Genomic DNA, 13952 nt, shown 5'->3' with positions numbered 1-13952 from the left:
CCGCACCTCGCGGTGCCATGCTGAGAGCAGACCGCCCTGCAGCATCAGCGGAAGGAGCCGCCCGTGCCGCACATCGCCGTCGTCGGTTCGGGGCCGAGCGGGGTCTACACCGCCCAGAGCCTCGTGCAGCAGGTCCGCGTCCCGGACGTCCGGGTCGATGTGCTCGACCGGCTGCCGTGCCCGTACGGCCTGGTGCGCTACGGCGTCGCGCCCGACCACGAGAAGATCAAGTCGCTCCAGAACAATCTGCGCGCCGTGCTCGAGGACGAGCGGGTGCGCTTCCTCGGCGGCGTCGGCATCGGCCCCGCGCTGCCGCCCGCGACACTGCTCGGCCTCTACCACGCGGTCGTCTACTGCGTGGGCGCCGCTGCCGACCGCCGGCTCGGGGTGCCCGGCGAGGACCTGCCCGGCAGCTGGTCGGCGACCGACTTCGTCGCCTGGTACAGCGCGCATCCGGACGCGCGTGACGACGGTTTCGTACGCGATGTGCGCACGGCCGTCACCATCGGCGTGGGGAACGTGGCGGTGGACGTGACGCGGATGCTGGCCCGCGGCGCCGCCGAGCTCGCGCCCACCGACATCCCGCAGGCCGCGCTCGGGACCCTCGCCGCCAGCCGGGTGCGGGACGTGTACATGGTCGGGCGGCGCGGGCCCTCGCAGGCCCGCTTCACCACCAAGGAACTGCGCGAGCTCGGCTCGCTCCCCGGGGTCCAAGTCGTCGTCGACGAGGCCGAGTTGGCGCTCGACCCGGCGTACGTCGATCCGTCGGCGCTGCCCGCCGCGGCCCGCCGGAACGTGGAGGTGCTGCGTGCGTGGGCCGCCGAACCGGCGCCGGACGCCGAGCGCCGGATCCATCTGCGGTTCTTCCTGCGCCCGGTCGAGATCGTCGAGGGTGCGGGGCGGGTGGCCGGGGTCCGGTTCGAGCGGACGCGGCCCGACGGGCACGGCGGCGTGATCGGCACGCAGACGTACCGGGAGATCGCGGCGGAACTGGTGCTCCGTTCGGTCGGATACCGCGGAGTGCCCCTTGAGGGGCTGCCGTTCGACGCTGCCACGGGGACCGTGCCGCACACGGCGGGGCGGGTGCTGCGCGACGGCACGGTGTCGCCCGGGGAGTACGTCGCGGGGTGGATCAAGCGCGGCCCGACCGGTGTGATCGGCACCAACCGGCCCTGCGCCAAGGAGACGGTGACCTCCCTGCTCGACGACGCCCCCGCCCTCGTACACAAGGAGTTGGCGGGTGATCCGCTCGCCGGGCTGCTCGCCGCCGGGGTGCGGCCCGTGGCGTGGGACGGGTGGCGGGCGATCGAGCGGGCCGAGGCGGAGCTGGGGCGGACGCTGGGGCGCGGGTCGGTCAAGATCCCTGACTGGGCCGGGTTGTTGGCCGCGGCCGGGGCCTCGTAGACCACCGGCGAGGGCGACACATCCCGGCAACACACGCGAAATCAACAAACCGTTTAAGCGGATTACGGTCTCGTGCTGCCGCCTCCCTCACGTCCCCGTGACTTTCCAGGCCTTGGAGCACGCATGACACACCCCGTGGATCAGGTCCCGCCCGCACGCCAGTTGGCGGCGTTCGGGTTGCAGCACGTCCTTGCGATGTATGCGGGCGCGGTCGCCGTGCCGCTGATCGTGGGCGGGGCGATGAAGCTGTCGCCCGCCGATCTCGCGTATCTCATCACCGCCGATCTGCTGGTGTGCGGGATCGCGACGCTCATCCAATGTGTGGGCGTGTGGCGCTTCGGGATCCGGCTGCCGATCGTGCAGGGCTGTACGTTCGCGGCCGTGTCGCCGATGGTGCTCATCGGGACGACGGGCGGCGGGCTGCCCGCGATCTACGGGGCGGTGATCGTCGCAGGGCTCGCCATGATGCTGCTCGCGCCGGTCTTCGGACGGCTGCTGCGGTTCTTCCCGCCGCTGGTGACCGGCACGGTGATCCTCGTCATCGGCGTCTCGCTGCTGCCGGTGGCGGGCAACTGGGTCGCGGGCGGCGCCGGCTCGAAGGACTTCGGTGAGCCGAAGAACATCGGGCTCGCCGCGTTCGTCCTGGTGGTGGTGCTCGCGGTGCAGCGGTTCGCGCCCGCGTTCCTGAGCCGGATCGCGGTGCTCGTCGGCATCGTCGTCGGCATGGCGGTGGCGATACCGACCGGCTTCACGGACTTCGGCGGGGTCGGCGACGCGGACTGGGTGGGCATCAGCACGCCGTTCCACTTCGGCGCGCCCGAGTTCCACGGCGCGGCGATCGTGTCGATGCTGGTGGTGGCGCTGGTCTCGATGACCGAGACGACCGGCGATTTCATCGCGGTCGGCGAGATCACCGAGCGTCCGGTGACGCCGCGCGCGCTCGGCGACGGCCTGCGCGCCGACGGTTTCTCGACGCTGCTCGGCGGCGTGTTCAACACGTTCCCCTACACCGCGTTCGCGCAGAACGTGGGACTCGTCGGCATGACGCGGGTCCGCTCCCGCTGGGTCGTCGCCACGGCCGGCGGCATCCTCGTACTGCTCGGCCTGCTGCCGAAGCTCGGCGCGGTCGTCGCCGCGATCCCGGCGCCGGTGCTCGGTGGCGCGGGACTCGTGATGTTCGGGACGGTCGCGGCGAGCGGTCTGCGCACCCTCGCCAAGGTCGACTTCCAGGGCAACCACAACCTGACGATCGTCGCCGTGTCGGTCGCGATCGGCGTGCTGCCGGTCGGCGTACCCGACATCTACACGCAGTTCCCCGACTGGTTCCAGACCATCATGGACAGCGGGATCAGCGCGGGCTGCCTCACCGCGATCACCCTGAACCTGCTCTTCAACCACCTTCCCCAGAAGGGGAGTTCACCCGAGGGGTCAGCCGCCGAGCCGGTCGGCCTGCCGGGCAGCCGCGTCGAGAACGCTGTCGAGAAGGCCGGGGAACAGCGCGTCTAGGTCGGCCCTGCGCAGCCCGTTCATCTTGGCCGTACCGCGGTAGACCTGCTCGATCACCCCGCTCTCCCGCAGCACCCGGAAGTGGTGCGTGGTGGTGGACTTGGTGACGGGCAGGTCGATCTGCGAACAGGACAGTTCGGCGGTGCGCGCCCCGGCGATCTCCCGGACGACCGCGAGCCGCATCGGGTCGGAGAGCGCGTGCAGCACCGCTTCGAGGCGGATCTCCTCGCGGGCCGGGTGTTCCAGGGCGCGGCTTCCGGTGCTGTGCGGTGCTGCGGTCGTCATGGCGGCTCCCCTTGTGTCCCGGACGTCACGGCTGTGCCCCGGCCTTCACGGCTCATTGTACGAGACCCATCGTAGTTTGACAGCTGCCGTACTACGATGCCTATCGTACGAAGCGAGCGTCCGGGCCGCACCGGCCCCGGGCGATGCCGAGCCGTACCGAATGGAGTCCGCCGTGAGCGCGCTGTTCGAGCCCTACACCCTCCGGTCCCTCACCGCCGCGAACCGCGTCTGGATGCCGCCGATGTGCCAGTACAGCGCGGCCCCCGAGGGCCCGCTCACCGGCGCCCCGAACGACTGGCACTTCCAGCACTACGGCGCCCGCGCGGCCGGCGGCACGGGCCTGATCATCGTCGAGGCGACGGGGGTCTCGCCCGAGGGCCGCATCTCCCCGTACGACCTCGGCATCTGGAACGACGTACAGGTGGAGGCGTTCCGCAGGATCACGTCGTTCCTGAAGTCGCAGGGCACGATCGCCGGGATCCAGCTCGGACACGCGGGCCGCAAGGCCTCCACCGACCGTCCCTGGAAGGGCGGCGCCCCGGTCGGCGCCGACGCCCACGGCTGGCAGGCCGTCGCACCCAGCGCGATCGCGTTCGACGAGAAGCACCCGGTGCCGACCGAGCTGACCGTCGACGGCATCAAGGAGATCGTCCGGCAGTTCGCGGACGGCGCGCGGCGCGCCCTCGACGCCGGGTTCGAGGTCGCCGAGATCCATGGCGCGCACGGGTACCTCATCGGGCAGTTCCTCTCCCCGCACAGCAACAAGCGGGACGACGAGTACGGCGGCTCGTACGAGAACCGCACCCGGTTCGCCCTGGAGGTCGTCGACGCGGTGCGCGCCGTGTGGCCCGAGGAGCTGCCGCTGTTCTTCCGGATCTCCGCCACGGACTGGCTGGAGGACGAGGCGGGCTGGACCGCCGACGACACCGTGCGGTTCGCCACCGAGCTCCAGGCCCACGGCGTGGACCTGATCGACGTCTCCACCGGCGGCAACGCGTCGGGCGTGCGCATCCCGGTCGGCCCCGGTTACCAGGTGCCGTTCGCCGCGCGCGTGCGGGGCGAGGCGGGGGTCCCGGCCGCCGCGGTCGGCCTGATCACCGACGTCGAGCAGGCCGAGAAGATCATCGCCAACGGCGAGGCGGACGCGGTCCTGCTCGGGCGCGAACTCCTGCGCGACCCGTCCTTCGCCCGGCACGCGGCCCGCGAGCTCGGCGCGGACGTGCACGTGCCGGACCAGTACCACCGCTCGGTGTGACGACGGACCGGAGGACTCGACTCCGGTTGTCGGACCCCGCTGCCAGACTGGGCGCATGACCACACTGACCCAGCTGCGCAAGGCCGCGCTCGCCCTTCCCGAGGTCGAGGAGGGGACGCATTTCGGCATGGTCTCCTTCTCCGTACGCGGGAAGGCGTTCGCGTCCGTCACCAAGGACGGGGATGTTCAGCTCCGGCTTCCGCCGGACGAGGTGGGGGCCGCCGTGACCACGCACCCCGACGGCGAGCCGGTGCTGCGCGGCGACACGCCGATCGGCTTCCGGGTGCCGCTGGCCGCGGTGAACGGCAAGGATCTGAACGCTCTCGTCCGTGCGTCCTGGGCGAGCCGCGCACCCCAGCGGCTCACCCGGTCGCCGGCCACCGCCGAGTCCGGTTCACCCGCCGACCTCCCGGCGGGCATCGGCAGACCCGCCACGCGCGCCTTGCTGGGCGCCGGCCTCGCCACGCTCGACCTCGTCGCCACGCGCACCGAGGCCGAGTTGCTCGCGCTGCACGGTGTGGGGCCCAAGGCGGTGCGCGTGCTCGCGGCGGAGCTGGAGAAACAGGGGCGCGCCCTGCGGGCCGACTGAGGGGCGCGTCGCCCATCTCGTGGACCATGCCGCCCAGTTGGGCGGGCGCACCACGCCGACGTGTCGGTCGATGCCGAGCGCCGGCAGAAGTCGGTGCGGTCGCGGAGGGTCGCGAGGCTGTGTCCGGTGAGCTGTTCGACGCGCCGGAGCCGTAGCGCAACGTGTTGACGTGGACGTGGAGTTGCTCGGCGCAGCGCTGCCACGACCCCGACGCGTCGAGGAACGCGGCGAGGAGAAAGTGCGCCTTGAGGCGCAGAGCGCGGCGGAGGAACGGTTCCGGCGCCGGGCGGCCCTCACACGTTGGGGGCCGCCCGGCTCCGTCACGCGCTCAGTAGGCGACGGGCCATCCGGAGCTCCAGTTCAGCAGGTTGATCCCGAGCTTCGGGGTGCCGTTGTCGTTGCCGTCGTAGTAGTGGTAGACGATCAGGTCGCCGTCGGTGTCGTTCATGATGGACTGCCCGCCGGGGCCGATGACGCTGCCGTGCGACTCCAGGACCGGGGTGCCGCCGTTGTTCGTCATGGCGACGCCGCTCTTGTCGTAGTACGGGCCGGTGATGCTCGTGGCCCGGCCGACCTTGACCTTGTACGTGGAACTGGTGCCCGCGCAGCAGGTGTCGTACGAGGCGAAGAGGTAGTAGGAGCCGTTGCGCTTGACGATGTACGGGGCCTCGACGGCCTTGGTGCCGGTCGGGCGGGACGCCAGCGAGTAGCGCGTCGTGTTCGACGAGAGCTGTTTGCCGGTCGACGGGTCGATCTGGATCATCTTGATGCCGGTCCACCAACTCCCGAACGACAGCCACCACTTGCCGTCGTCGTCGACGAAGAGGTTCGGGTCGATGGCGTTGTAGTCGCTGGACGTGGTGGACGTGTAGACGACGCCGTAGTCGCTCCAGGAGCCGGGCAGGCCGGTGGCCGAACCGGCAACGCCTATCGCGGACTTGTTGGAGCCGAAGGTCGAGACGGCGTAGTACATCAGGTACTTGCCGCCGTGGTACGAGATGTCGGGCGCCCACGCCTCGCTCGCGTACGACGACCACCACGACGGCTTCGTGGTGAAGGCGTCGCTGCCGGCGCTGAACGCGATCCGGTCGGTGGAGGTGCGGTAGCCGAGGCCGCCGCCGGTCGCGTAGAGGAGATAGCGGCCACCGGAGGTGCGGATCATGGTGGGGTCGTGGACGACGGTGGCGCCGGTGACCGTGCCGGGGTTCGGATACGCGGACGCGGTCGACGGGATCAGGGCCAGCAGGGCGGCGGCCGGCAGGGCGAGGAGCGCGGTTCTGGTGCGACGGGGGCGGCGGGTGCGGAGGGGGGTGCGGCGGCTCACGCGGCTCTCCTTCGGGACAGTTGTCCGTGATGTTGTGCGCGACGTCGTCCGTGATTTCGAACGATGGTCGCGACTTCGGACGGGAACGTAGGGTCGAAGCGCTTCCGCGTCAATGACTTCCGCACGCCTCACCGACACCACCCCTAATTTGCATTTCAGATACCAGATTTGTAGCGTGCGCTCATGCGGCTGACGCGATTCACGGATCTGGCCCTGCGGGTGCTCATGCGCCTCGCGGTCGAGGAGGGCGAACTGCCCACCACGCGCGAGGTCGCGGGTGCCATGGAGGTGCCGTACACGCACACCGCGAAGGTGGTCGCGAAGCTGCAGCACATGGGCCTGATCGAGGCGCGGCGCGGCCGGGGCGGCGGGCTCGCGCTCACCGCGGCCGGGCGGGCGGCCTCCGTCGGGGGGCTCGTGCGGGAACTCGAAGGCCCGGGGGACGTCGTCGAGTGCGAGGGCGCGACACCGTGCCCGCTGCGCGCGGCATGCAGGTTGCGCGGGGCGCTGCGGGAGGCGCAGGAGGCGTTCTTCGCCTCGCTCGACCCGCTCACCCTCACCGACCTTGTCAAGGCGCCGACCGGTCCCCTGCTCGTGACCCTTTCGCCCTCGCCCCCCACGGGCTGACCCCGCCACCATGGTGCGGCCGGGTCCTCACCCGCACCGTTAAATACGAGTCTCAGATGCATATTAAGTCGATCACGTCGACGCAGCGTCCATCCTCGAAGGAGTCCTGCTGATGCTCACCGCCCAGTCCGCCACCGTCGTCCGTGCCACGCTCCCCGCCGTCGGAGCCGCCATCGAGGACATCACCGGGCTGTTCTACGAAAAGCTCTTCGCCGCCCACCCGGAGCTGCTGCGCGACCTGTTCAACCGCGGGAACCAGGCGGCCGGCAGCCAGCGGCAGGCGCTCGCGGGCTCCATCGCGGCGTTCGCCGGGTACCTGGTGGACCACCCGGACGACCGGCCGGACGTGATGCTCGACCGCATCGCGCACAAGCACGCCTCGCTCGGGGTGCGCGCCGACCAGTACCCGGTCGTGCACCAGCACCTGTTCGAAGCCATCGCCGAGGTCCTCGGCGACGCGGTCACGCCGGAGGTGGCGGCCGCCTGGGACGAGGTGTACTGGCTGATGGCGAACGCCCTCATCGCCATCGAGGCGCGCCTTTACGCCGGGCAGGGCGTGGCCGAGGGCGACGTGTGGCGCGAGTGGGAGGTCGTCTCGCGCGCCGAGGAGACCGCCGACGTCGCCTCCTTCCTGCTGCGCCCGGCCGACGGCGCGCCCGCCCCCGCGTTCAAGGCGGGCCAGTACGTGTCCGTGCAGGTCCAACTCGCCGACGGGGCACGGCAGATACGCCAGTACAGCCTGACCGGGGCGCCCTCCGCGGCGACCCGCTCGATCGCGGTGAAGCGGGTGCCCGGCACCGCCGCCACGCCCGACGGCGAGGTCTCGCACCACCTGCACACGCACCTGCGCGAGGGCGACCGGCTGCGCGTCTCGGCCCCGTACGGCGATCTGGTTCTGGCGACCGACGGGGCGCCGCTGCTGCTCGCCTCCGCGGGCATCGGCTGCACCCCGGTCCTCGCCATGCTGGAGGACCTGGTGGCACAGCGGCACGAGGGCCCCGTCACGGTCGTGCACGCCGACCGCTCCCCCGCGACCCACGCGCTGCGCACCGCCCACGAGGCACTCACCGCCAAACTCCCCGACGCCGCCGCGCACTTCTGGTACGAGCGCCAGGCGGGCACCGGCCACCACACCGGCCTGGCCGACCTGACGGACCTCCCGGTGGCCCCCGGCACACACGCCTACCTCTGCGGTCCGCTGCCCTTCATGCGCGCCGTGCGCGAGCAGTTGCTGGCCAAGGGGGTCGCGCCGGCGGACATCCACTACGAGGTGTTCGGGCCCGACCTGTGGCTGGCGGCGGCCTGACCGTCGGGCGGCGTCGCCGAACCGCGGCTACAGCAGCACGGGCCGGAGATCCGGCCCGGCTCCCGACTCGTACGCGTCCTCGTCGAACGGGTACAGGGGGCGTCGCACCTTGTGGTGTCCCAGGCGTACGAGGTCCTGGTCGACGCCGCCGGGGGTGAGCGCGAGGAGCCAGTCGGCGGCCAGGTCGTACAACTCCGGTTCCAGGTAGCCGATTTTGACGACGACGAGGTCGTAGGTGCGCGGGTCGACGCCGATGCCGCCGTCGGCCGGGCCCAGGAAGTCGGCCAGGGTGTGGAACGGGGTGCGGCGCGCGACCAGGAGGACGGTGAGGCCGCCCACGCGGACGGCCGCCTCCGGGACGCGGTCGGTGCCGACGCCCAACGCCTCGACCACGCCCGTGAGTTCGTACGGTCCGCCGTGGTGCGGGTCGACCTTGCCGCCGACGGACAGGGTCACCTGCGCGCCCACCCCGGCCTCGGCGCAGGCGGCGACGGCGGCCGGGTCGGTGATGCCCGGATGGAGGGCGGTGACCCGGCCCGCACGGATGGCGTCGTGCGCGAGGAGCCTGCCGAGCATGTACGCGAGGTCGCCGGCGCCGCCCGCGGTCGGGTTGTCGCCCGAGTCGCTGATCAGGAACGGGCGTCGGTCCGACGCGACGGCCTGCTCGATGCACGCGTCCGCGGTGCCGGTCGGGCCGACGAAGGCAAAGTCCTTGCGGGCGCCCCAGTAGCGGCGGGCGAGCAACTCGGCTTCCTCTAGGGCCAGTTCGGCGTCGGCTCCGGTGACGACGGCGGCCGCCGTGCAGCGCGGCTCGTCGGCCCACGCGTAGCCGACCCAGAGCGCCGCGTCGAGGATGCCGTCCTTCTTCTCGATGTCGGCAAGGGAGGCGTACACGGAGCGCGCGGGTTCGAGCCGGGTGCTGGTCTTCTCGCCGGGCAGCAGGACCGGGATCTGCACCCAGGCGCGGTGCGGGCGCAGCCCCTCGCGCAGGCAGCGCACGAGGTTGCGGGCGGCGCGCTCGCGGGTCTGCCAGGCGTCCTCGTGCGGGGCGAGCCGGTGGGCGGTGAGCAGGTCGACCGGGGCGGCGAAGCGGCGCGAGACGTTGCCGTGCAGGTCCATCGCGGCGGAGATCAGCGGCCGGGCGCCGTCCGGGCTGCCGACGTGGTCGAGCGCGGCACGCACCGCCTCCGTCAGATCGGCCTCGGCGTCGGTGAGTCCGACGACGCTCATGGCGCCGTGAATGTCGTACACGAGTCCGTCGAGCGGACCCGACTCCCTTGTGAGGGTGACGAGTTCGTCCTTCAGCGTCAGGTACGACTCCGCTTCCACCGGTCCGCCGGGCAGGGCGACCGCGTGCAGCAGCGGCACCCACTCGACGCCCTCGTCGGCCTTCGTCCACGTGTAGCGGTCGAGGAGTTCGCCGCCGCGGGTCTGCCGGAAGTCGGCGGCTGTGGTGCGGTGCGGGCAGAACGTGGACGACTCGATGCCGATGCCTCCGATGCCGATGCGCAGGCGGCGGCCGGTCACTGGGGTGGCGTGGGATGCGGTCACGGGCGGCACTCTATGTGCGCGTCGGCACGGCCTCCATGGCGTCGCCCGTCGCGGCTCACTTGTCTTCTGCGCCGGTCTGTTGCGGTGCCGACGCGGCGGGCGCTGGATGTCGGCTGCGGGCTCGGGGGTTGGGCGGCGGAACTGGCGGGGCTCGGTTGCGCGACGACCGCGGTCGACTGGACAGAGGCGTCGGTGGCGACGGTGCGGTACCGGTACGAAGTGCTCGGCCTGCCGTTGACCCGCACCGGGCGGACTTCGAGTACGGGGCGGCCGTCTCCGTGGACTTCGAGGACGGGGCGGCCGTCTCCGCGCTGCCGGCCGCTTCCTTCGATGGCGTGTGGATGCGCCTCGTGTACGCGCTCCTGCGGCGCAAGGCGACGGTCGCGGCCCGGGGCGGCGGCCGCTCGCGCCAGGCGGGGCGTGAGTGGTCACGACGCCGCTGTCCGCGCGGCTGCCGCGGGGCACCGGATCGGGATCTCGGCGCGGGACGCGGGCGCGCTCGCGGAGCGCTGGGCGCGCGGGCGGTGGTAGGACCTGGAGCCCGGCGGGCTGCGCGGGTTCGTGCTGCGCGCCTGCGGGCGCCCGCACGTCGGGACAGACCGTGTGACCTGGGGCGATGCCGGTGCGACGGCCATTGTCAGTGGCGGGGTGCAGACTGGCCGGTACCTGGAGAGACAACGATGTTTCGGAGGTGTTCGGCATGGCTGATGTGCTGCTGGCGGTGGGCACACGCAAGGGACTGTTCCTGGGCCGCAGGCGCGGTGGCGCGTCCTCGGGGACCGGGACGTTCGAGTTCGATGAGAGTCCGTACTTCAACGCGCAGGCCGTGTACTCGGTGGCCATCGACACCCGAGGCGACACGCCACGGCTGCTCGTGGGCGGGGACAGCGCACACTGGGGCCCGTCCGTCTTCCACTCGGACGACCTGGGCCGTACGTGGACGGAGCCGTCCTCGCCGGCCGTCAAGTTCCCCAAGGACACCGGGACTTCGCTGGAGAGGGTGTGGCAGCTGCACCCGGCGGCAGCCGAACCGGACGTGGTGTACGCGGGCACGGAGCCGGCCGCGCTGTACCGCTCCGAGGACCGTGGCGAGACCTTCGAGCTGTGCCGCCCGCTGTGGGAACACCCGACGCGGTCCCAGTGGGTGCCGGGCGGCGGCGGGGAGGGCCTGCACACGATCCTGACCGACGCGCGCGACCCCCGGTCGCTGACGGTGGCGGTGTCGACGGCGGGCGTGTTCCGCTCGTCGGACGGCGGCGCGAGCTGGGCCCCCGCGAACTCCGGGGTGTCGGCGGTGTTCCTGCCCGACCCCGACCCGGAGTTCGGCCAGTGCGTGCACAAGGTGGCCCGGGACGCCGCCGACCCCGACCGCCTCTACCTCCAGAACCACTGGGGCGTGTACCGCAGTGACGACGGCGGCGGCCGCTGGACCGACATCGGCGAGGGCCTGCCGTCGACGTTCGGCTTCGCCGCGGCGGCGCACCCGCACCGCGGCGACACGGCCTACGTCTTCCCGATCAACGCGGACGCGGACCGGGTCCCCGCCGACCACCGCTGCCGCGTCTTCCGCACCCAGGACGCGGGCAAGAGCTGGGAGCCCCTCACGAAGGGCCTGCCGCAGGGCGACCACTACGGCACGGTCCTGCGCGACGCCCTGTGCACGGACGACGCGGACCCGGCGGGCGTCTACTTCGGCAACCGCAACGGCGAGGTGTACGCGTCGGCCGACGACGGCGACACCTGGCGGCAGTTGGCGTCCCATCTGCCGGACGTGCTGTGCGTGCGCGCGGCGGTGGTCGGGTGACGGGAGGGCGGCACAGGCAGCACCCGTAGCGCTCAACTGCCGTGCAGGCGAAGGCAGTCGAGGACGATCTCTGCGAGCCTCGCCTGCCGGCACCGCCGCTTCTCCGCGGACCACGTCGACGCCCGGCCGTCAGCGCTGCCGCGACGATGGCCTGCGCATCGGCCGCGTGCACGTCGTCGCGGACGGCACCCGCGCCCTGGGCGCGGGCCAGCAGGGCGCCGAAGGAGGCGAGCAACTCGGCTGCCAGGGGCGCAGTTTCGGGTCCCGGCGCCGCACCCGCCGCCGCGAGGACATCGGCGAGATCCTCCCTTCGAAGGTGGTCGCGCGTGCACTCCGGCCCGTTGGGCGGCGCGGTGGCGTTCGACGCGGTCGAGGGTCTTGTCGCAGCGGTCACGGCGGCCCGGCGGTACGCGCGGGCAGCTGTCACGGGCGGCGACCTTGGCCCGGGAGCGCCCGCGCGTGCGCCCCGGCGTCTGCTGGACTGCGCTGCCTGGAGGTGCCCTGACGAGCGCGGGCGACCACCGGTTGAAGTCCCGCGCGTGTACGGCAGTAGGGTGACGCCGTGGCACCACGACCTTTGCATGAAATCGTCGAAGCGGGCTGGGCGAAGGCCCTGGAACCCGTGGCCGGGCAGATCGCCGCGATGGGGGACTTCCTGCGCGCGGAGATCGCCGCGGGCCGCACCTACCTCCCGTCGGGGGCGAACGTGCTGCGCGCGTTCCAGCAGCCCTTCGACGACGTGCGGGTGCTCATCGTCGGACAGGACCCGTACCCGACTCCGGGGCACGCGGTCGGCCTGTCGTTCTCGGTGGCACCCGACGTCCGTCCGCTGCCCGGCAGCCTGATCAACATCTACCGGGAACTCGGCTCCGACCTCGGCCTCCCGCAGCCGTCGAACGGGGACCTCACCCCGTGGACGAAACAGGGCGTGCTGCTGCTGAACAGGGCGCTCACCACGGCCCCGCGCAGCCCCGGCAAGCACCGCGACAAGGGGTGGGAGCCGATCACCGAGCAGGCGATCCGCGCGCTGGCCGCGCGCGGCGGGCCGCTCGTGTCCATCCTGTGGGGCCGCGACGCCCGCAACCTGCGGCCGATGCTCGGCGACCACCCGTCGATCGAGTCGCCGCACCCCTCGCCGATGTCGGCGGACCGGGGCTTCTTCGGCTCGCGCCCCTTCAGCCGGGCCAACGACCTCCTCGTACGACAAGGCGCGCAGCCCATCGACTGGCGGCTGCCGTGAGCCGCGTCCTCGGCGTGGACTCGGGGGGCTCGGGGCTGCGGGTCGGGCTCGCCGACACCGCCGACCTCGCGCGCGCCGCCACGGCCGTCTCCCGGGAACCCGTACGGACCTCGGCGGCCGGGATCGACGCCGGTCATCTGCTGGAGCAACTCCTGCCGATGGCGCGGGAGTTGCTGGCCGCGACCGACGGTCCCGCACTGTCCGCCGTCGTCGTGGGCGCCGCGGGAATGGCCACCCTCGGCGACGGACTGCGGGCCGAGCTGCCGGGCGCGCTCGCGCGTGAACTGGGCGTCGGGCGGCTCGCGTTGGCCGGGGACGCCGTCACCGCGTACGCGGGCGCGCTCGGGCAGCGGCCCGGCGCGGTCGTCGCCGCGGGCACCGGCATGATCGCGCTCGGCACCGACCTGGACGGCTGGCGACGGGCCGACGGCTGGGGGCACCTCCTCGGCGACAGCGGCGGCGGCGCCTGGATCGGGCGGGCCGGGCTCGACGCCGCGATGCGCGCCCACGACGGACGGCGCGGCGGCAGCAAGGCACTGCTCACGGCCGCCGAGGAACGGTTCGGGCCCGCCGGTGACCTGCCGGGACGCATCTACCCGCGCACCGACCGGCCGGCCGCGCTCGCCTCGTTCGCACCGGACGTGGCGCGCTGCGCCGCCGACGACCCGGTCGCCGCGGGCATCCTGCGCGACGCCGCCCGGCACATCGCCGAGGCGGCCGCCGCCGTCTGCCCGCCGCACGGCGGTGAAGTCGCCCTCACCGGCGGCCTGTTCAAGACGGGCGAGCCGCTCCTCGGCCCGCTGCGCACCGAACTCGCCGGGCAACTTCCGCACGCCACCGTGGTGAGCACCGCGGGCGACCCGCTGCACGGGGCCCTGGTGATCGCCGGAGCGCTCGCCTCGGACTCGCTCCACCTTCCGGTCGACGGGCGTCTCCTCTACGTACCGCAGACCACGCACACCCCTGCGGACCTGGACACTTGAAGCATCCGTAACTGAACGGACAATCAAGGACGGATACCGCTCAGCTGCCCCCTGACCGAACAAGGGAGCCGGTCGAGC

At 72.7% G+C, this 13952-nt stretch carries 12 protein-coding genes and 2 pseudogenes; 9 read left to right on the top strand and 5 right to left on the bottom strand.

What is annotated here, in order from left to right; all coding sequences use genetic code 11:
• Positions 1-63: 63 nt before the first annotated feature.
• Both AB0L37_RS30140 and AB0L37_RS30135 read left to right on the top strand, forming a co-directional pair.
• Positions 64-1404, top strand: a complete 1341-nt coding sequence (locus AB0L37_RS30140) for an NADP oxidoreductase (RefSeq protein WP_365512253.1) — start codon at positions 64-66, stop codon at positions 1402-1404.
• A 123-nt stretch (positions 1405-1527) separates the two neighbouring features.
• Positions 1528-2910 carry a nucleobase:cation symporter-2 family protein gene (locus tag AB0L37_RS30135; RefSeq protein ID WP_365512250.1) on the top strand — a complete coding sequence of 461 codons (1383 nt, stop codon included), beginning with the start codon at positions 1528-1530 and terminating at the stop codon, positions 2908-2910.
• On the opposite strand, the gene AB0L37_RS30130 is transcribed toward AB0L37_RS30135, so the two are convergent.
• On the bottom strand, positions 2833-3195 hold the full coding sequence (locus tag AB0L37_RS30130) for a helix-turn-helix transcriptional regulator (RefSeq protein WP_365512247.1): 363 nt from the start codon (positions 3193-3195) through the stop codon (positions 2833-2835). The genes AB0L37_RS30135 and AB0L37_RS30130 overlap by 78 nt on opposite strands.
• A 172-nt stretch (positions 3196-3367) precedes the next feature.
• Here AB0L37_RS30130 and AB0L37_RS30125 point away from each other — a divergent pair, with 172 nt between their 5' ends.
• Complete coding sequence (locus tag AB0L37_RS30125) at positions 3368-4450, top strand: NADH:flavin oxidoreductase/NADH oxidase (protein WP_365512244.1); 1083 nt, start codon at positions 3368-3370, stop codon at positions 4448-4450.
• Between the two features lie 55 nt (positions 4451-4505).
• Positions 4506-5039, top strand: coding sequence for an MmcQ/YjbR family DNA-binding protein (locus AB0L37_RS30120; protein WP_365512241.1), 534 nt, complete (start codon positions 4506-4508; stop codon positions 5037-5039).
• Positions 5040-5125: 86 nt separating this feature from the next.
• On the opposite strand, the pseudogene AB0L37_RS30115 reads toward AB0L37_RS30120, so the two are convergent.
• A pseudogene (locus tag AB0L37_RS30115) lies at positions 5126-5271 on the bottom strand (helix-turn-helix domain-containing protein); the annotation flags it as partial.
• A 96-nt stretch (positions 5272-5367) separates the two neighbouring features.
• Positions 5368-6363 (bottom strand): arabinan endo-1,5-alpha-L-arabinosidase, encoded by a 996-nt coding sequence (locus AB0L37_RS30110; RefSeq protein WP_365512238.1) that lies wholly within the window; start codon positions 6361-6363, stop codon positions 5368-5370.
• Between the two features lie 183 nt (positions 6364-6546).
• Between AB0L37_RS30110 and AB0L37_RS30105 the strand changes: the two genes are divergently transcribed.
• The gene (locus tag AB0L37_RS30105; RefSeq protein ID WP_365512237.1) at positions 6547-6990 is read left to right on the top strand and encodes an Rrf2 family transcriptional regulator; all 444 of its coding nucleotides are present in this window, start codon (positions 6547-6549) and stop codon (positions 6988-6990) included.
• A 112-nt stretch (positions 6991-7102) separates the two neighbouring features.
• Positions 7103-8296, top strand: a complete 1194-nt coding sequence (locus AB0L37_RS30100) for a globin domain-containing protein (protein WP_365512234.1) — start codon at positions 7103-7105, stop codon at positions 8294-8296.
• A 27-nt stretch (positions 8297-8323) separates the two neighbouring features.
• Here the strand turns inward: AB0L37_RS30100 and AB0L37_RS30095 are convergent, their stop codons facing one another.
• Positions 8324-9847, bottom strand: coding sequence for a M81 family metallopeptidase (locus tag AB0L37_RS30095; RefSeq protein ID WP_365512231.1), 1524 nt, complete (start codon positions 9845-9847; stop codon positions 8324-8326).
• Between the two features lie 700 nt (positions 9848-10547).
• On the opposite strand from AB0L37_RS30095, the gene AB0L37_RS30090 reads away from it, so the two are divergent.
• Positions 10548-11651: an exo-alpha-sialidase gene (locus AB0L37_RS30090; protein WP_365512228.1), complete on the top strand. Its 1104-nt coding sequence runs from the start codon at positions 10548-10550 to the stop codon at positions 11649-11651.
• Between the two features lie 184 nt (positions 11652-11835).
• Here AB0L37_RS30090 and AB0L37_RS30085 read toward each other — a convergent pair.
• A pseudogene (locus AB0L37_RS30085) lies at positions 11836-12234 on the bottom strand (hypothetical protein); the annotation flags it as partial.
• Between AB0L37_RS30085 and AB0L37_RS30080 the strand changes: the two are divergent.
• Together AB0L37_RS30080 and AB0L37_RS30075 are read left to right on the top strand one after the other, a co-directional pair.
• Entirely contained in the window at positions 12214-12891 is a 678-nt protein-coding gene (locus AB0L37_RS30080; RefSeq protein WP_365512225.1) for a uracil-DNA glycosylase, read from the top strand. The pseudogene AB0L37_RS30085 and the gene AB0L37_RS30080 sit on opposite strands and share 21 nt — an antisense overlap.
• A complete protein-coding gene (locus AB0L37_RS30075; RefSeq protein ID WP_365512222.1) occupies positions 12888-13874 on the top strand; it encodes a BadF/BadG/BcrA/BcrD ATPase family protein in 987 nt (328 codons plus the stop codon). Before AB0L37_RS30080 ends, AB0L37_RS30075 begins: the two co-directional genes overlap by 4 nt.
• Positions 13875-13952: the final 78 nt, after the last annotated feature.

Origin of the sequence: Streptomyces sp. NPDC052225, from assembly GCF_040679615.1 — a bacterium.
In the GTDB taxonomy this organism is placed as follows: domain Bacteria; phylum Actinomycetota; class Actinomycetes; order Streptomycetales; family Streptomycetaceae; genus Streptomyces.
The sequence above is the reverse complement of the archived record's forward strand: the minus strand, read 5'-3'. Positions and strand labels throughout refer to the sequence as shown.